This is a genomic window from Roseovarius sp. SCSIO 43702 (assembly GCF_019599045.1).
Lineage (GTDB): Bacteria > Pseudomonadota > Alphaproteobacteria > Rhodobacterales > Rhodobacteraceae > Roseovarius.
The window spans coordinates 2,990,445-3,008,920 of record NZ_CP080623.1 but is presented as its reverse complement, the minus strand read 5'-3'; the positions used below and the strand labels follow the sequence as shown (position 1 = coordinate 3,008,920).

The 18,476-nt window shown below is 65.7% G+C and carries 9 protein-coding genes; 3 read left to right on the top strand and 6 right to left on the bottom strand.

Annotated elements, in window-relative coordinates; translation table 11 throughout:
* The first annotated feature begins 3 nt into the window (after positions 1–3).
* Positions 4–1,041: an FUSC family protein gene (locus K1T73_RS14890; RefSeq protein ID WP_220601454.1), complete on the top strand. Its 1,038-nt coding sequence runs from the start codon at positions 4–6 to the stop codon at positions 1,039–1,041.
* Between the two features lie 32 nt (positions 1,042–1,073).
* Here K1T73_RS14890 and K1T73_RS14885 read toward each other — a convergent pair whose 3' ends face one another.
* The 4 genes from K1T73_RS14885 to K1T73_RS14870 are packed head-to-tail and all read right to left on the bottom strand — an operon-like array spanning position 1,074 to position 11,851.
* Positions 1,074–2,348, bottom strand: a complete 1,275-nt coding sequence (locus K1T73_RS14885) for a hypothetical protein (protein WP_220601453.1) — start codon at positions 2,346–2,348, stop codon at positions 1,074–1,076.
* On the bottom strand, positions 2,345–2,923 hold the full coding sequence (locus K1T73_RS14880; protein ID WP_220601452.1) for an SCO family protein: 579 nt from the start codon (positions 2,921–2,923) through the stop codon (positions 2,345–2,347). Before K1T73_RS14880 ends, K1T73_RS14885 begins: the two co-directional genes overlap by 4 nt.
* Positions 2,920–4,752 (bottom strand): hypothetical protein, encoded by a 1,833-nt coding sequence (locus tag K1T73_RS14875; RefSeq protein WP_220601451.1) that lies wholly within the window; start codon positions 4,750–4,752, stop codon positions 2,920–2,922. The genes K1T73_RS14880 and K1T73_RS14875 overlap by 4 nt, the downstream gene beginning before the upstream one ends.
* A complete protein-coding gene (locus K1T73_RS14870; protein WP_220601450.1) occupies positions 4,733–11,851 on the bottom strand; it encodes a hypothetical protein in 7,119 nt (2,372 codons plus the stop codon). Before K1T73_RS14870 ends, K1T73_RS14875 begins: the two co-directional genes overlap by 20 nt.
* Before the next feature lie 264 nt (positions 11,852–12,115).
* Between K1T73_RS14870 and K1T73_RS14865 the strand changes: the two genes are divergently transcribed.
* Positions 12,116–13,153 carry a serine protease gene (locus tag K1T73_RS14865; protein WP_220601449.1) on the top strand — a complete coding sequence of 346 codons (1,038 nt, stop codon included), beginning with the start codon at positions 12,116–12,118 and terminating at the stop codon, positions 13,151–13,153.
* 45 nt (positions 13,154–13,198) lie between these two features.
* On the opposite strand, the gene K1T73_RS14860 is transcribed toward K1T73_RS14865, so the two are convergent.
* Both K1T73_RS14860 and K1T73_RS14855 read right to left on the bottom strand, forming a co-directional pair.
* Positions 13,199–15,244: an NADH:flavin oxidoreductase gene (locus K1T73_RS14860; RefSeq protein ID WP_220601448.1), complete on the bottom strand. Its 2,046-nt coding sequence runs from the start codon at positions 15,242–15,244 to the stop codon at positions 13,199–13,201.
* A gap of 210 nt (positions 15,245–15,454) precedes the next feature.
* Positions 15,455–16,264 (bottom strand): helix-turn-helix transcriptional regulator, encoded by an 810-nt coding sequence (locus tag K1T73_RS14855; protein ID WP_220601447.1) that lies wholly within the window; start codon positions 16,262–16,264, stop codon positions 15,455–15,457.
* 136 nt (positions 16,265–16,400) lie between these two features.
* On the opposite strand from K1T73_RS14855, the gene K1T73_RS14850 reads away from it, so the two are divergent.
* On the top strand, positions 16,401–18,422 hold the full coding sequence (locus K1T73_RS14850; RefSeq protein WP_259400289.1) for a CocE/NonD family hydrolase: 2,022 nt from the start codon (positions 16,401–16,403) through the stop codon (positions 18,420–18,422).
* The last annotated feature ends 54 nt before the right edge of the window (positions 18,423–18,476 follow it).

Sequence of the window (18,476 nt, the reverse complement as noted above, 5' to 3'; positions counted from 1 at the left end):
GCCATGTATGTCCCGCCCCGCCCCAGCGTCGCCGACGATCCGCATTACGGCATCAGGCTGGGCCTGACGGGGGCGCTGTCCTTCGGCGCCGTGGCGCTGCTGGACCCCGCGATGCCGACGGTCATGGCGGCGCTGCCCGTCGGGCTGATTGCAGGGCAGCGCAAGGCATTCGCGCCCGTCAGGGTGATCGCGGCGCCGGTCATGGTTTGTGTCATGGCGGCACTCATGGCGTGGTTCGTGAACGTGTTCCAACCATTGCCGGTCGTCTATGCGGGGACGATGTGGCTGGTCTATTTCCTGGGCTTCGGGATGATCCTGGGCACCGGCGCGCCGTTCGGCATGCTGCTGGTGATCATGGCCGTGCTGTTCTCGGTCGTGGGCATGAGCGGTAGCGCTGCGGTTGCGGTGTTGAGGGACGCGTTCTTCGCAACCTCGCTGGTGGCGCTTGTGGTGATCCCGCTGGCCTATGCGCTGGTACCCGCGCGCACACGCGAGATGCAGGTCGACACCCCCGTCCCGCCGGGCGGTGATGCGGTGATGGGTGCCGCGATCCGTGCGAGCGTGCTTCTGGCGCTCAGTTTCTGGCTCTACGCGGTGATGCCACCCTCGGACATGATGCTGGCGATCATGGCGGCGATGGTGCTGGTCTTTCCGACGCGGCGAGCGGTCTTCTTCGAGGCGCGGCAACGCATGCGCGCGACGCTTTACGGAAGCGCGCTGGCCGTGGCGGTGGTGGCGGTCTACCCGCTGTCGCCCAAGCTGCCGATCCTTCTGGGTCTCGTCTTTCTCGCGGGGCTCTGGGTGGGCACCAAGGTATTGCACGACCCGCGGCCGCACATGGCCTACCAGAACGCCTATCCGGCGGCTCTTGCGCTGATCGCGGGGGCGCTGAGCACGCAGGACCTGGGGCAAGCCGTGGTCAGCCGGGTTCTGCTGACGCTGGCGGGTGCCTTCACCGCCGCCTATCTCGTCGCGATCCTCGATCACCTGACGGGCTGGCGGACCCGTGCAGCGGCCACGGTGACAGACGGCGCCGCATAGGAAAACCGTGGTGTCGCTAACGGGCACTCAGGCTAGTCTGCGATCGTGAAGGTCTGGAGTGTGACGGTCTTCGATCCGAAGGCATCACCTTGCGAAAAGGTCAGTCCGAGGTCGGGCCGGGAGACGGAGCCGATATGCAACAGGAGGCTTGTCCGGGTCAGATCGCGACCGGCGGCGAGAAGGGCGTCGTGCAGAATTTCCGACACCAGGGTCGCGTGCGCGCTCGTGGTGCTGATATTTCTCGTCAGGGCAAGCTCGAGGGCCGCGGTTTCGTGGCGGCCGATGATGATCTTTCCGCGATGGGCTCGGAACAGCGACGGTGTTCCGATCGCGATGTCGCCGGTCGTGTAGATGGTCCGGGCTTCGTCGCGCATACCCCTAGCGGCGTCTCCGCCGGTGATGAGCAGGCAATCCGGCGTATCGCCGGAGGAAAGAGGGTGACGGTCAGGAAATAGGGCCAGTAGATCGGTGGCGCGGACCTTGGTCTCGGCGGCGATACGCGGATGGTCGCATCCGTCGGCGATGGCCCCCTGGACGAGGCGCTCGGCCAGACGCTCGCGCGAGGCGTAGAGGCTTCGCAGCAGGGTGGGATCGGTGCTTTCCGTCACGGCCTCGAGGGGGAAGAGGACCGGCACGCCTGCCTTGGTGAAACGCGAAAGGTCGATCTTCGCGGACGGCGGGGGCGAGAGGATCGCGACGACCTCGGTTTTGCCAAGGTCCAGTATCTCCTGCGCCGTCCCGACGAGCGGGCGAATTTCCACGTGGCGGCCATGCAGCCCGTTGGGGGGCATTTTCGCGGCCAGCGCGGTCTCGAGAGCCCGAGCGAGACGTTGGCCGCTTGCCGGGTTCTCGGCGTCGACTGGCACGCCGAAGATGATCCGGTCGTGATGGATCCCCGTTTTCTGCTCGGCGGTGAGCGCGCCGAGATATCCGATCAACGCCGCGATGACCTCGGGCTCCAGCAGGTAGCTGGGCATGAGGCGGCTGAGCTGTCGGCCGGAGGGTGTTTCGCCGGTCGCGAGCAGATGGGCGAAGCTTTCGGGATCGTAGGCGGGACGCGCGGCGGTCGGCCGGGTCAACTCCTCCCAGGCGATCGGAGGAGCGTCCCCCTCGCCGCCACCGCGCCCGTCGCGGCGGTGGCACGAATGGCAGGGGAAGCGCGCGACCGGTGCCGTGTCGCGCCCGATCGCGACCTGGCCCGGCGCGTCCGGCAGGCCGAGGAACACCGCGCGCCCCTCGCGAAGCGGGTCTGAGGCGACCGGATGGGCCAGCAGAAGGGCCAGTATCGCGGTCCACAGCCGTCTCATGCATCGAAATGGCCGAGCATCGCCAGGATTTCATCCGCGTCCGGCATGGATAGCGAGCGGAAATAGCGGCCCGTCTCCATCTCGCCGACGAGAAAGACCGGATCGTGAAGCTCGATGTCGGTCACATCGGCATCGGCGGCCTCGAGAATATCGGCGATCACGGCCGGGGACGAAGTCAGCCAATGCCAGTTTTCGCTGGCACCGAAGGCCTCGGCAGTTCTGCGCATCTTGTCGGGCGTGTCGCTTGCCGGGTCGATGGTTATGGTCAGAAGGTGAACCGGGCGGGTGACCTCGTGCCGGCGGTCATCAACGAACTGAAGGATCTGGTTGCCGAGAGGGCAGATCGAATCGCAGGTCGTGTAGCTGAAGTTGATCACGACGATCGCGTCCTGCTCGATGTCGTCGCGCAGCGCGAAGGGGCGGGCGGCCGCGTCGAGCATGTCCGCGTTGGGCAATTGAATGCTGGCTTCGCGGAAATTCTCGGGCGCTCGCGGGTTCGCCGCGTGGATCGCGGCGCCGAGAGCGGCCATCGACGCGACGGCGAGCGTGGCGAGGAGGAGTATCTTGCGGGTCATGACGGCACCTCGATGAGAATGGCGCTTTTCAGTTGCAGGTCTTCGGGCAGCGCGACCGGGTGAAGGGCATAGGGGCCCTGATGCGGAAACCGGACCTGTCCCTTGAGCGAGCCGTCGGGCACGCGCCGGGCGATCATCCGACCCATCCAGGAGGACGACAGGCTGGCGACGAGGAACTCGGCGTGTTCGACCCGGATGACGTCGCCCGACCTGTCGCGGAACGTGAGCGAAAGCTCGACGTCCTTGCCGGGGACGACGTGCGCGCCCCCGGTCTCGAGGTCGAGGGTGATGAGATCGACACTGGTGGTGGCGGACGGGCCACGCACGCGAAAATCGAGACAGGCGGTCATGCCTCCGATGCCGGTCGTGAGGACCAGCTCTTGCTGACCGCCGGGCAGGGAGGTCACGGTTTCGAATGCGCCGGGCTCCGTCTCCCGGAGGCTGCGGTCGATGACGGCGACGCGGGCCGGCACGCCTCCGCGAAGTCGCAGGGAATCCATCGGGGGCATTTCCCCGACCGCCTGATCGTCGTGAAGCAACCACCCGGTCTGCGTCTCTGGCGAAACCGCGATGACCTGTGGCGATGGCCAGAGCGGCACGAGCAATCCCGCGCCCGCGTGGGGACGGTCGGATTTCCGGGCGAGGTCGATCTTGCGGATCTGCGCGGCCCGGCCGGGCGCGACCGAGGCCAGGTCGATCAGCCCGGCAAAGCCACCATCGAGGCTGAGCAGGTAGGCGGCGTCGTCGGTGAAGGCCACGTCGCTCAGGACGCCATCGGTCAGTTGCAGGGGTTGGACGACTGCGGCCCTTGCGACGTCGATTATGACCGCGGCGGGACCGCCGGGTGCGTAAGCAATCGCGTGGCGGCCACTGGGACTGGCCACGATGCGGCGCGCCCCGAAGCCCAAGCGGATGTCAACCGGGCGATCCGGTGCGTCGCGATAGATGATGCGGGCGAGATCGCCCCCTTCGGGAAGCGCGATGACCGACCCTTCCGCGAGCAAGGCGACGTCGGTGAGCGGGGTCATGCGGGGCAGATCGAGCAGCGTGGTGCCCGTCGCACCGTCGAACACGAGCAGACCGCCCATCGACGTGAACGCCGCCAGAAGCGGGCTTTCCGGCTCTGCCGCGGTGCGAAGGGACACGGGGCCTTCGCCGACCGGCCGCAGGCCATGGGGCGCGTCGAGCGGGAAGATCACGCCGTCCATGCGCCCGACCCAGGTGCCGCTTTCCGCGCTGGCGGCGACGTCCGAGAGTGCGGGCATGTCCTCGAACCGCCGATCGGTTTCTCCGGTGAGGAGCGACACGGAAGCCAGGCCTGTCTGCCCGGAGGTCACGAAATGGGCGCTGAACCTGCGCGGATCGACCGCCATGGCCGAAGGCAGCCGATCGAGATTGGCCGCGGCGATCATGTTGGACGACCGAAGGTTCAGTTTCGGATCGATGACACCGATGCTTGCGTCCTCGTTCATCGTGACGACGAGGATGCCGTTGAGATCGAATGATCCGAGAGGCGGTTGCGACGTGACCCGAAACGCCTGGGCCGCCGCTTCGCAGGAGGAATTGCCGGCGGCTTTCGGTCGGACCCAGCCGGCCAGGGTCAGGCCACGCGGCGCGCGGCCGGTCGTGACATCTGTCAGCGAGACGCGGACGCCGAAGGGGATGTTGGCCTCGGGCCGGATCGACCGGCGCGTCACAGGGTCGAAGAAGTCCAGCGCGGCGGCGAGGCTGGCGCGGGCGTCCTGCGCGGCTGCACCGCCTGGGACGGTCGGCAGGGCGATCAGTGCGGCAAGCAGCAGCGTGGCCGTTTTATTGGCAACTTGTGACATCCGCATCCCCGATACTTCCCGCCGGCACAACGTCGAGCAGCCCCCATGTGCCGCCCGAGCGCAGGTGCAGCGGCCCGTCGAACCAGACATAGCATCCCTCGCGCATCACCTCGGTCAGGCTGGCCGTGGTCGACTTGCCGGGCGCGAGCAGGGCGGAATGCGGAAAACCGAAGCCCGGGAAGAGATCGTCGTAATCCTGCGCCACCGTCACGAAGGCGCGTTGCCGCGCACGCCCGCCGGGGTGGACGAGGTGGATGACGACCTCCTCCCCGGCCTCGGCCCGCAGGACCGGGGTGGCCGCGTCGGCGCGGAATACCCCGTCGCCAAAATCCAGGGCGTTGAGATTGTAGTGCCGCTCGACCGTCGGCCCGTTCCCGTTCACGCCGCGAAGTTCGCGCGCGAAACTGGCGCTGCGGTAGTTCACGCCCTGGTCGCCGAGGTCGTAGCTGTCGTCGCAGACCTCGCACTCAGCGACGAGTTGCGGCGTGGTGGGCGTGGTTTCACCCGGCGGCAGGAAGCCGTTGAACACATCCGCGGAGTCGCTGTCGCGCAGGTTCAGGCCATCCTGCCAGAACAGGGTGAATTGACGGATCTGGTGCTGTTCCCCATCGAACGTGGTTTCAATGCGGCTGCTCCAGACCGGCGCTGACGCCACGGGTGCGACGACGAAGTTATTCGGCGAGATCTCGGTGAGGGTCTGTCCGCTTTGAAGGCGCGCGCTTTGCGGCATGATGTTGACCGATCCGAATAGGCCGTGCGTCGCGTGACCGACGATGTCGCCGACCGATTGGATGGGGAGGGCGCCATAGGCGTAGGGGATGAAGTGGACGCGGTCCCGTATCTCGGCCTCGGCCTCGTCCGTCAGGTCGTCGAGCAGGGATTGCAGGGCGGGGTGTAGCCCGGCGGGAAGGACGTTGCGCAGGACCTGGGGTTGGGGCGTGCCGCCCGTCATCACCAGGACACCAATATCCACCGGGCGGCCGGCAACGCGGAAGACGGCATCCGGCTGTTCGCTTGGGCTGATTTCGCCGAATGCCGCGAAGCCCTCGGCTTCGGCGGCCGACCGGATCTGTGTCCAGGCCGGATCGCCGGAGGTGAATGCGGGTTCGAAGGCGTCGGACACTCCGGGCAGCGGATCGAAATCAAGATCCTTGGGCGCCGAGGCTCGCCCGGCATAGAACGTGAGAAGTTCTATCTGGCTCTCCCGCGGTTGGTCGGGCTGGTCGATACAGGCGCCCGGTGCGCCACCGCCGCCCGGCACGTTGCAGAGCGACAAGGTCGCGTCCGGGTCCGGGGATATCCCCGCAAGCGCCCACGTTCCGTTACCGCCGAAGGGTGTCGAGACATTCTGGCGATGGTTCAGGATCGGAAGCGGGATGGTCAGCGCCAGACGCGAGGACGGGCGGATGTTGACCGTTTCGACCTGCTCATACGTGGCCGGGCTGTTCTCGCCGCCAGCAATCTGCTGCCATACCGGTTCGACGTTCAAGGGCACGATGGGCGGCATCCGGGCATCACCGAGATCGTCCGGGAGCCCGCTTGGATCGCCTTCCCCCGTGTCACGCAAGGCATTGAGAACGACGAGCTTCACGCAGTCGCCCGCGTTGAGCGGCAGGACGAAGGGCTCGGGGCGATCATACTTGTCAAGGATGGCCGTCTTGATGACGGCGAGCGGTATATCCTGCCAGCTTTGCGTATCGGTCAGTTCCGACGGTGTGACGGAACCCGGATCGTCGGGATCAAGAAGGATACGCGGGTCGACAAGGGCGAGGAACAGGCCGTTGCGGTCGAAATGGCGCGGACCGTAAGGAGTGCCCCAATCGCCGGCTTCCGCAAGCTGGCCGAACACTGTGCCGGCTTCGATGGCGATGGCGGCGGCGTGAACGCGGGGAGCGTCCTGCGAACAGCCGAAGACCTGCGTGGCCGGGAAGGTGTCCGGTCCGAGCGCGCTTTCCCTGCCGCCCTCGAGAGCGACGAGCCCGGTTTCCGCGGCGCTCTTGTGAACCCGGAAGATGCCCCAGGCGCCGTTCCAGAGCGCGTCGATCGAGCCGAAATGCAGAAGCGTGTCCGAGGGGCGGTCCTCGGTGGCCTGCGCCGCTTCGAGACCGGACGCCTCCTGCCGGAACACGCCCTGGAACTCGAAATGCTCCGAGATGCCGACTTCCTGTGCCGGGATGCGGCCCGTCGCGTTGAAGCATTCGGCAAGGAAGCTCTCGTGCTCGGACCAGTAGTCGTGATCGCTTCCGTCCGCGAACGCATCGGGGCCAAGGCGGAGCCAGGTGGAATACTGGTCCGGCCGGCCCGACCTCGCGGCATCCAGGCGCGCGCAGGCATGGGTGAGCGTTCCGTCCGGGGTGATGTCGTCGAGGCCGGGGAAACCGGTCGGGAAGGACTGATCTACGTGGCGGGGCCAAGTGTAGCCTTCGAGCTTGAAGGTATGCTGAACTTCCTGCGCACCCTGGATCAGGCGGAACTGCACCTTGTCGCCGGACAGGCTTTCGAAGATCGGCGTGGCAGGGTCGCCATGCACCTGGGAGAGGAAGACATTCGCCATGTCGCCTGCGTCGCCCGCGCGCTGCTTTCGCACCGAACAGGTGTCGGTTACGCCGGTCTGAAGGTCCGACACCCAGTCTTCGGGCGCCTTGAGCGCGCAGCTTTCACTGGCCGAAGCGCCTTCGCCGATGCGCAGAGGTATGGGTTCGCCACGGTAGTTGACGAGATAGGGGTCATGGTGGTCGACAGATATGCTTTCGGGGCGTTGCGGTGCGACGACGGGCTTGGCAAGCGGCGCATCGGGATTGGCCTGCGGATCATGTCCCGCGGCCCGTTGCCGGTAGGCCAGCATATGGGCGCTCAGACCCTCCAGCTCGCTCGCGGTGATGGCGGCGCCGGGCGAAAGGTCATGGTCCGGCAGGCCGGCCACGCCCTTGATGTCGCCTGCTCGACCGTTCGCGATCCATGCCGGTGGGGCATTCCCGCCCGGCGCGAAGAGAACGTCGGGCCGGGAGCCATCGACCTCGATCGCGGAGCCGCAGACATCCTTGAGCTTCTCGGGATCGCCCTGGTACGTGGCCTCGCACACCAGGGTGCCCATGCCCTTGAACGAATGGCCCTCCTGCTCGTCGGCCCCGAGACCCGGCTCCGGTGCGAGGGCATCCTCGAATTCGGCAACGGTGAGCTGATCGCGTGGATCGTAGAGCAGCGCGAAATCGGCGACGGCGAGCGCGAATTCGCGGTAGGTCCGGTCCTCGATGCTGGCCGGTCCGCCCAGCGATGCGAGCACATCGGGATCAAGCAGCGTGGGGTCGAACGTGTCGACCGCGTCGGGATCGAAGATCACCTTGCGGACACCCACGTCGCGGTCGTCCGCGACGACGAGGGCGCGGTCGTTGCGTTGATCGGTGCATCCGGTCCCGGTCCCGGCGCTGTCCGGGGGACAGGTCCGCGAGCGCTGCGGCTCGATCACCAACGCGGTGTAGAAGCCGTGTTGCTGGATGGAGGAGGGGCCGAAATGATCGTGGCTGAAGACGGTCTTGAGCGTCCGGTCGGCCATGCCGTCGCCCTCGCCATCGGCGCGGGTCGCGCTCAGGATCGGATCGGCGAACCAGCGCTGCACGGTGGTCTGGAACAGCTTCCGGTTCTCGCCGGCCTGGAGTTCCCTTCTCCAGATATCCTTGAAATCATCCGCGACATGCCAGACGCCATCCTCCTGTACGCAAAGCCCATCGAGTTCGCGCAGTTCCAGCGCGGAGGGCGCGCGGTTCGGATTGGTGCTCATGCCCGCGTTCTTGGCCGCGCAGATCCGCAGCGCGATCTCGTCGGGCGCGAAGGTGCCGTCCTCGTAGTTGAACCCGTTGCCGGAGCCGTCGGACGAGGTGACGTCGAACTTCACGAGATGGATGTGCTGTCCGATCGTATCGGTCGGGGTCTTGACCTGGAAGTCGTCGAGTTCGAGCTCTTTCGGCAATTCGTTGGTGTGCCGGAACTCGATGCATTCGCCCGAGACGGCACGGAAGAAAAAAGGCTCTTCGCTTGCGCTGATGACGGGTGATATCCGGCCTTCACCGGCCGGCGTGTCGTCCTTGTATCCGCCGGAATTGGCGGTCAGCACGTTGATGCGCGCCTGCGGATCGTGCCAGCCCGCGCGATTGGTCACGAGGTCGAGCTGCACCGCCGACGCCTCGTAACGGCGGTAGCCGACAACCGCGGGCTCGGCTGTGAAGATCCCGGCCAGGTCGGTGCCGGCGACAAGGGGATCGGCCTCGGCGATCTGCACGGGCCCCGTGATCTCGACCTGGTCGCCCCCCGCATCGACCGTGTAAAGCCTCGGCCGGTCTGCCGGCGCGGCATCCGGCGCCAGGCGTCTCACCCAGCGCGTCACCTCCAGCGCGGTCGCTTCCTTGCGGTCGGCTTCGGCGATCACCGTGGTGGTCAGATCCACATCGCCATCGACGAAAAAGACGGTGCGCCCCTGGTGTTCGTAGGTGCCGCCGGAGGCCGAGACATTGGCGTAGGAATCCGGCGCGCCGCATGGATCCGCATAGGGCGCGCCCGGTTTGCCCGGCGCCCCGTTCACCGCGTAGAGCCCGCCGGGCGACGCGTAGCCACCCCCGGTCGGGTCGAACGTGGTGGGAGACCCGTCCGCGGCCTTGAGCGTCAGGCCCGCGCCGTCGTGGTGGAATGCCATCGCCGCCCGTTCGAGGGGGGTGCCGTCATACTCGAGCAGGTCGAGGGTCATCGTGTCGATCTTCATGGACATGTCGCCCAGGGCGAGTGCCTTGGCGACGATCTGTTCCTGCCGGATCTCGCGCGGGGATTTCGCACCGCCGTTCCAGGCCTCTTCGAGCGAGCCAGCTGTCGGGTCGGGCGCGAGGTCGGGGATATCGAAGGGGAACTTGCGGTTGCCCGAGGCCACCACGTGGCGCGGAAGCCCGCCGTCCAGGAACTCGTCACCGGGTCCGTCGACGGGGTCGCGGGCGATGTCCATCGGCGGCTGCGGGGGGCGATGGCCGGGGCGCCCGGCGATGTAGAAGGGATAGCCCGGCATCGCATCGACGACCTCGGCATCCGCGGGCGTGTCGGGGTCGCCATAGGTGGGGAGCACGGGCCAGGGCTGACCCGGAAGCGGCACGATGGCGGGAATCGGAGTGCCGAGCGCCCGCGCGACCGGCTCGCCGTCCGCGTCGGTTTGCGGCGCGTTCCATGCACCGGTCACGGGATCGACCGAGCCGGGCCGGCTCATGGCGCGGACCTCCTGCGCCATCTCGGCCAGCGAAAGGCCCGGTTCGGATTGACCGTCGGGCAGTTTCCGGCTGCCGTCTTCCAGCGTGTCGTGGACGCGCCAAAGCTCCCACATGCCCTGGGCGAAGTGGGGGTAGAGATGGCAGTGGAAAATCGAGTCGCCCACCGTCCGGTTGCGATTGCCCGATCCCAGCGTGTCGTACCAGCCGCCTTCGCCGTCTTGCCCGCGACGGTAGATCTCCATGCCGCCGCCATAGATGCGATAAGTGAACCCCTGCTGCGGCGCGACCGTCTGGGAGTCGAGATAGGCGCCGCGGTTCGTGTCGTTCCCGCTGAACCATTGATGCGCGTGGAGATGGAAGACGTGGGTTTCCTTGGGCCCGGCGTGGAAGTTTCGGAAAACGACCGGGTCGTTGAGGTAGGAATGGTGGACGTTGGAGGGATCGTCGCTGAATTGCTCCAGCAGGGCGGGATCACCGTTGGCCCATGAGGTGAGAAAGAACTCCTCGTAGAGACATTCGATACAGTCGGCGGCGGGTCCGATGCCCTTGCGGTTGGCGACGACCATCGCCCCCATGCCGCTGGCCCCGTAATTGATCGCGAACCCGTCCTTCACCCCGGCCAGTTGCCCTTCTGCGAAGAGGCCGAGCTCCTCGTAGTTGCGGGTCACGAAGGATTTGAGCTCGTCGTGAAAGAAGACCGAGAACTCGCGATAGACGACGCCCTCGTCGCCGTCGTCACCGGAATCCCGGTCGTCATCATCATCATCATCGTCGTCGTCCTTCCCCTCTTCGCCGTTCTTCTCGCGCGCGGCGTAATCGTCATCCCCATCCTCGTCATCGTCATCGTCCCGGTTGCCCGGCGGACGGTGGATGATCGCGTTGAGGTCGCTATGAACGAGTTGATATGCGTCGTCCTCGATTTCCTGGAGCATGTTCAGGATGGGAACGTCGGTGTCGGGGTCTTCCGCCTCGTAGGGAGACAAATCGCCGGCATCCGAAACGGCGTCGAGCCGGCCATCGCCCAGCCGGCTGACCGTCCAGGCGGTGTCGAAAGCGGCCCGGCTGACCTGGCTGCGATACCAGTCGGTGTCGGACGGCTGCACCACGACGGCGCCGAAAAGCCCGTGCGTCAGCGATCCCCCGTCGCCCTCGCCACCCGATGGCGCCGCCGTCGACGCAAGGAAATACGGTCCTTCGCGCAGCACGGCGTAATAGCAGTCGACCGGATCGCCCTGCAGCACGGGTTTCAGCCCGACGCAGCGGTCATCCGGCGTGCCGCCACCCGGCACGACGGCGCGCAACCCCTGGATAGCGAAATTGACCGTGCGCGTCGCGGGCCAGTCGCCGCCCTCGGCCGTCGGGTCGGGACTTTGCGGCAGCTTCGCCTCGTCGCACAGGGCCTCGCCATGACCGACCTGCGTCTCGTCGCCGCGGCTCACCCAATCCCGCAGGCGCCTCAGCACTCCACTGCTTTCGTTTTCCGGCGTGCGGCAGAAGGTTTCCGAGATCCCCGGCGCGCTCTCGCGCAGAAGATTGTCCAGCCGCACATGCAGCAGATCGCCGACATTCGCACGCAGCGTCAGCGGCCGTGGGCGCTTGCAATCCTTCAGCCGGACTTTGCCGGGCTCGAGCACGCCCCCTCCGGCCTCGGTTCCCAGAAGCGTATCGCATGCGTCAGCCGTGATATGCTCGGGCAGTTTGCTCATCGGGGCGACATCGCGCCGGAGCGCGAAGATCATTCCGTAGGGATTGAACGAGCCAAATCGGTTGTAGACCAGAAGCTGATCCAGCGCGACGACATCGGCGCAGACGGTCCGCTCGAGATCCAGATCGGAGAATTGTTCATGTTGTGCCACGCATTCCATTGCGGAAGGTGCGCCTTGGTCGGCGGCGGTAGCCGCTTTTCCGTAAGATGTTGAAAACACTATGACAAGAGCGGCGGACAGACGAAATAAATTCGGCGAGAATCGGGTCATGACATACCTCGAGGGTATAGGATTTGATCCTCCCGGCCGCGCGCGGATGGGAGGCAGAACGACCTGCTCGATGTGGTATGCTTACACGTTACGCGAGAATCGCTTCGCGACAAAGAAACTTATTTCAGATTGAAGGAAACGGTCATGGCCGATCGCCGATTTGAACATCAGAAACGCATTCTCAAGAGGGTGGGCGGCACCCGGCCCAGAGAGCTGGTCGCGCGCCGACGGCTTCAGCAGATCGACGTCGCGCGACTGGAGCGCGTCGTGGAACGGTTCCGGGCTGGAGAAACATTGGACGAGCCCGAGCAACTCATTCTGTTTTCTATCATATCGCCCGAATTGCGGCCCGCGATCCCCGTGGTAGACGATCGACCGGAACAGACGGACCATCCGCTCTGGCTCGACCTCAACGAAGACGCAGCGCAAGGCACGCTCGAGGCGGCGTGCAGGGCAACGGGGCGCATCGAATACAGTTCCGGGGCGGAGTTCAAATCCTATGGCAGCGGTTTCCTCGTGGCGGAGGACCTGATTCTGACGAATCGGCACGTGGCGGATGTTTTCTCGATGTCGGTGCGGGGAATCGGGAATTTCATGAGATTCGGCTATTCGGCGCGGGTGAATTTCTGCCGGGAGCGGGATCGCTGGGACAGCGACCCGAGTTCCACGAGAACCATCACCGAAATCGCGATGATCCATCCTTGGTTCGATCTCGCGCTCCTGAGGATCGAGGGAGGGCTGGACGGGGTCGATCCGCTGGCGCTTTCGGTGGGCGATGCGGCGTCCACGCTCGACAGCCGGGTCGCCATCGTCGGCTATCCGGCCCTGAACCCGGACGAGGATGTCGCGGTTCAGCAGCAGTTGATCAGCGCATTCGACAGCAAACACGTCTCGCCCGGCTTCATCGACGCCGTCGAGGTCAAGACCTTCCAGGGCAAGACGGTTCGAGCGCTGGGACATGACAGTTCCACCCTGACCGGCAATTCCGGATCGCCGGTCGTGGACCTGCAAGGCGGAAGCGTGGTCGGGCTGCATTTCCGGGGGAACAGTGACGGGCTGAACTGGGCCGTGCCGTCCGCGGATATCGCGGCGGATTCCCGTATGATAGACGCGGGCGTCAAGTTCGACGGCGCTGCCGTGGCACAAGCCGGCCCGTGGGAGACCGCCTGGGAAGTCGCCTAGCTCGGGACATCGCCGGCGCCACGGACTGCCGGACGCTCCGCCCGGTCACAGATCCTTCATCAGCCTCAGCGCGTCGTAGATCGCCGCGTGGGTGTTTCTCGCGCTGACCGCATCGCCGATGCGGAAGAGCTGAAAACTGCCGTCGGGATTGCGTGACACCTTTTGCGGTCGCCCGGACGTGAGCGCGTCGTGATCAACGGCCCCTTCGTTCGACGACAGCGGCCTCAGCGCGAAATAGAGCTCGTCCATGGGAAGCGTTCCATAGTTCACCACCACCTGATCGTAGAACTGTTCGACGCGATGGTCGCTGTAGTCGGTGCCGATCGTCGCCTTGAGCTGGTTCCCCTCGCGGGTGATGTCGAGAAGCCGGCGGGCGACGGTGAAGATCGTGTCCTTGTCCTGCAGGCTGCGCATGTAGGGCACGAGGTTCATCCCCATGATATCGGGGGCAAAAGTGCGGTCGGGAGTCATCACCTCGACCCGCGCGCCGGCCTCTGCCGCCACCTCGGCGGCCATGAGGCCGGGATGATCACCGCTTTCATCGTAGATCAGGACTGTCTCGGCAGGTTTGACGTCGCCCGCGATCAGATCCCAGGCGCTGACGGCCAGCGTCTGCTCCTCGCCGGTCTCGAAGAGTTCCATGTTGGGCAGTCCACCCGTCGCCACGATGACGATGTCGGGCGACAGCGCGGTGACGTCGCCGGCCTCGGCGAAGGTGTTGAAATGGAAGGTGACGTCGCGCGCCGCGCATTGCGCCATGCGCCAGTCGATGATGCCGATCATCTCGCGCCGCCGCTTGTTCTGCGCGGTCAGTCGGACCTGGCCGCCCGGATCGGGCTGCGCCTCGAAGACGGTCACGTCATGACCACGCTCGGCGGCGACGCGCGCGGCCTCGAGCCCGCCCGGACCGGCGCCGACGATCACCACCTTGCGGCGGGTGCCGGCGGGGGTAATCGTGTGCGGCATGGAAAGTTCGCGTCCGGTTGCCGGGTTGTGGATGCAAAGCGCGTCGCCCGCCTCGTAGATGCGGTCGAGACAGTAGGTCGCGCCGACGCAGGGGCGGATATCCTCCTCGCGCCCTTCGACGATCTTCTTGACGATATGCGGATCCGCCATGTGCGCGCGGGTCATCCCCACCATGTCCAGAAGACCATCGGCGACGGCATGCCGGGCGGTGGCCACGTCCGGAATGCGCGCCGCGTGGAAGGTGGGCATGCCCGTGGCCTTCCGGACCGCACCGGCGAAGTCGAGATGCGGCGCGCTCTTCATGCCCTGGATCGGGATCACGTCCGTCATCGCAGGATCGGTGTGAATGCGGCCGCGAATGACGTTCAGGAAATCGACCATGCCGCTGTCGGCCAGCCGGCGGGAGATTTCGAGACCCTCCTCGGGCGTGATGCCCCCGGTCGCCGCCTCGTCCGCAGTGTAGCGCACGCCCACGATGAAATCGTCACCTACGCGATCGCGGATGGCGCGCAGGACGGCCATCGGCATGGCCATGCGGGTTTCGAGCGTGGCGCCGCCATAGGGGCCGTCGAGGTCGTTGGTCAGCGGCGACCAGAACTGATCGAGCAGATGGCCATAGACCTGCAACTCGATCCCGTCCATGCCGCCCTCCTTCATGCGCTCGGTGGCATCGGCGAAGTCGGAGATGATCCGCTCGATATCCCAGTCCTCGGCGAGTTTCGGGAACGCCTTGTGCGCCGGTTCGCGGTGTTTGGAAGAGGACACCGACGGCAGCCAGTCGCCCTTGTTCCAGCCGGTGCGGCGGCCAAGATGAGTGAGCTGGATCATCACCGCGCAGCCATGTTCGTGGCACGCATCGGTCAACTGCCGGATCCACGGCACCACCTCGTCCTTGTAGGCGAGGATGTTGTTGAAGACCGGCGGAGAATCCCGAGACACCGCGGCCGATCCGGCCGTCATTGCCAGCGCGACGCCGGCGCGCGCGCGCTCGGCGTGGTAGGCGGCGTAGCGTTCCTTGGGCATCCCGTCCTCGGGGTAGGCCGGTTCATGGCTCGTGGTCATGATCCGGTTCTTCAGCGTGAGATGCTTGAGCGTGTAGGGTTGGAGAAGCGGATCGCGGCTCATGGTGATTTCTCTCTCTCGGCGGGAGGGGCATTGGTGGCACGCTAGACAGCGCCATCGGAACGATCAAGGTCATCGGCACAGGGAGCGTTAAGTTCGACGCTCTTGATCAGCTCTCGCCGTCCGTCCGGTTCGAACCTTGAACGTCCAAAGCCGTCGCAGAGAGGAGACCCGATGCCGGGTACGTGGCGGGCAAGACTCGATAGCGGGGCGTCAGGGTTCTTCCACGTCGAGGACGAAGGCGCCCGGGGCGAGGTCGTTGCGGATGAGGTCGAGCGTCTGCTGCCGGATGTGGCCATCGGCGGGGTCGAACAAACCTATGCGGCGGAAGGCCTGTCGCAGGTCGATGTCGCGACCGAGATACTCCAGCGCCACCCGCGATGCTCCCGGCTTGCGCCCGCGCCGGGTGGGGCCGCCGGTCTGGATGCCGACGAGGGTGCCGAGACGGCTTTGATGGCTGGGGTAGAGCGTCATCTGTGTAACGGAGTTCTTCTCGAGCGTCTCATACTCGGTCACGTAGATGCGATCGGCGAGGTAGAAGATCGCGCCCTCGTACTTGTTGAGCCCGCGACTTCGCCCGGTGGCGGGATCCCGCAGAAGCTCGATGTTCTTCCAGAAATAGCGCCCGTCCTCGGCATGGATCGACGCGATCGACCGGAACACCTTGCCCTGGTTGCCGAAGGAATAGAAATACCGGAAGTAATAGCCGACATATTTCTCCAGGCTCTGACTGCGCCGGTAAAGCTGCTCGAGGTGAAACAGCGCCTTGTCGCCGCCGTGCCGGATGGGCCTGCGTTTGAGCGAGATCATGTCCTCGAACCTGGCAGGATCCGACAGTAGTTCGGCCTCGGTCACGCCGAAGAAATCGCAGATGCGACGCATGTTGTGCCGCGAGGGACGCGAGTGACCCGCGAGATACTTGTTGAATTGCTGCCGGTTCAGTCCGATCCTGCGGCAGACCTCGGCGATCGAGGGCTGGTATCCGCACAGGAGCGCCAGGTTTCTTTCAAACTCGTCGGACATGGCCGGACTGCATACCGAAGCGGGTTCAGTGTCAAGTCGCGAAGGGGCGCGAAATTGCGAGTCGCCGGGGTACGACGGACGCTGGCCTGGTGGCGCAATTCGGCGCGGGTCTTCACATGAATGGCGGAGGATGGACATGACCGAGGTGGATCGTTTTCAGAACACGGTGAAGGAAATTCACCATACCGAGATCGAGATGCCCGATGGCTGCAAGCTGGCCGCGCGCATCTGGATGCCCGCGGATGCCGAGGAGGCGCCGGTGCCGGCGATCCTCGAATACCTCCCCTATCGAAAGAACGATTTCACGACCGGGCGCGACGCGCCGATGCAGCCCTACCTGGCCGGGCATGGTTACGCGGTGATCCGCCTCGACCTGCGCGGAGCGGGGGATTCCGAAGGCTTGATGGAGGACGAATATACCGCGCAGGAACTGCAGGACGGCTATGACGCGATCGCGTGGATCGCGGATCAGCCGTGGTGCGATGGCAATGTCGGGATGATCGGCATTTCGTGGGGCGGGTTCAACGGACTGCAGATCGCCGCGATGCAGCCGCCTGCGCTCAGGACCATCATCACGCTCTGTTCGACGGATGACCGGTACGCGGACGATATTCACTACATGGGCGGTTGCGTCCTGGGCGAGCATCCGAGCTGGGCCTCGATCATGTTCGCGCGCAACAGCCTGGCGCCAGACCCCGCGAATGTGGGCGACAAGTGGCGCGAGATGTGGATGGAGCGGCTCGAGGGAAGCGGTTTGTGGCTCAAGACCTGGCTGGAGCATCAGACACGCGACGAGTTCTGGAAGCATGGCTCGATCTGCGAGGACTGGTCGAAAATCCAGATCCCGGTCTATGCCGTCTCGGGCTGGGCCGACGGCTATTGCAGGGCGGTCTTTCGCCTGATGGAAAACCTGCAAGGTCCGAAAAAAGGTCTCGTTGGGCCGTGGGCGCATCGCTATCCACATATCGGAGAGCCTGGGCCGGCCATCGGGTTCCTGCAGGAGGAAGTGCGCTGGTTCGACCAGTGGATGAAGGGCCGCGACACGGGGATCATGGAGGAGCCGCAACTGCGCCTTTACATGCAGGACAGCGTGCCGCCGCGGGGCTGGTATGGGCATCGTCCGGGGCGATGGATCGCCGAGCCGTCCTGGCCCTCGCCGAACATCCGCCGCACCGCGTTCCACCTGGGGTCGGACGGATCGCTCGACCGGGCGGAACCGAGGAAGCGTGGATCGGTGGCGATCACGTCGCCGGCCACGGTGGGCATGGCGTCGGGCCGGTGGTGCGCATATTCCGCGCCGGGCGATGCCCCGGTCGATCAGCGTGCCGAGGACGCGGGAAGCCTCTGTTTCGACACCGTCCCGCTCGAGGAGGCGCTTGAATTCGCGGGAGATGCCCAGGTCCGGCTGCGGGTGAGCGTTGACAAGCCGGTCGCCCAACTGGCCGCACGATTGTGCGACGTGGATCCCGATGGCCGGTCGACGCGGGTTTCCTTCGGTGTCCTGAACCTCACCCATCGCGACGGCCACGAGGCACCCGAGCCGCTCGAGCCCGGCGAGATCTACGAGATCACCATCCCGATGAAGCACGTGGCCCAGAGAATCTCCGAGGGGCATCGACTGCGTCTTGCGATCTCTACCAGTTACTTCCCGATGATCTGGCCCGCGCCCGAACCCGTGCGCCTGATCCTGCACGCCGAGGGCAGTTCGCTCGACCTGCCGCTGCGGCCAAGGCGGGAGATCGACGCTGCGTTGCCGCCCTTCGAGGAGGTCGAGACGGCGCCGCAGCGCGGGATAGAACAGCTCGAGGAGCCCGATTTGCGCTACCTCATCGTGGAAGACGCCGCCGCGAACGAGACCCGCTTGCAGATCGGCGATGGCGATGGACGATACCGCCTGGAGGATAACGGCCTGACGGTTCACGAACAGGGATACGAGACCTTCACCGTCCCGCATGACGATGTGACCAGGGCGCGCGCGCATTTCCGGTGGTCCATCGGACTCGAGCGGGACGACTGGTCCGCGCGCTCGGAGACGGAGACGACGATGACCTCGGATGTCGAAAATTTCTACATCGTGGCCAAGTTGCGCGCATGGGAGGGCGATAGCCTGGTCAAGGAGATCGAATGGGACGAGGCGATCCCGAGAAACATGGTATGATGTCGCGAATCCTCGCCCGAAATGCGTCACATCGCGAAAGCGTGCGAAATGGAT

What these genes read in the sequence shown, in the direction of transcription:
- K1T73_RS14860 (WP_220601448.1), bottom strand. Translation starts at nt 15,244, where the DNA reads ATGAGCCGCGATCCGCTTCTCCAACCCTACACGCTCAAGCATCTCACG.
- K1T73_RS14890 (WP_220601454.1), top strand. Translation starts at nt 4, where the DNA reads ATGTATGTCCCGCCCCGCCCCAGCGTCGCCGACGATCCGCATTACGGC.
- K1T73_RS14865 (WP_220601449.1), top strand. Translation starts at nt 12,116, where the DNA reads ATGGCCGATCGCCGATTTGAACATCAGAAACGCATTCTCAAGAGGGTG.
- K1T73_RS14880 (WP_220601452.1), bottom strand. Translation starts at nt 2,923, where the DNA reads ATGACCCGCAAGATACTCCTCCTCGCCACGCTCGCCGTCGCGTCGATG.
- K1T73_RS14855 (WP_220601447.1), bottom strand. Translation starts at nt 16,264, where the DNA reads ATGTCCGACGAGTTTGAAAGAAACCTGGCGCTCCTGTGCGGATACCAG.
- K1T73_RS14875 (WP_220601451.1), bottom strand. Translation starts at nt 4,752, where the DNA reads ATGTCACAAGTTGCCAATAAAACGGCCACGCTGCTGCTTGCCGCACTG.
- K1T73_RS14850 (WP_259400289.1), top strand. Translation starts at nt 16,401, where the DNA reads ATGACCGAGGTGGATCGTTTTCAGAACACGGTGAAGGAAATTCACCAT.
- K1T73_RS14885 (WP_220601453.1), bottom strand. Translation starts at nt 2,348, where the DNA reads ATGAGACGGCTGTGGACCGCGATACTGGCCCTTCTGCTGGCCCATCCG.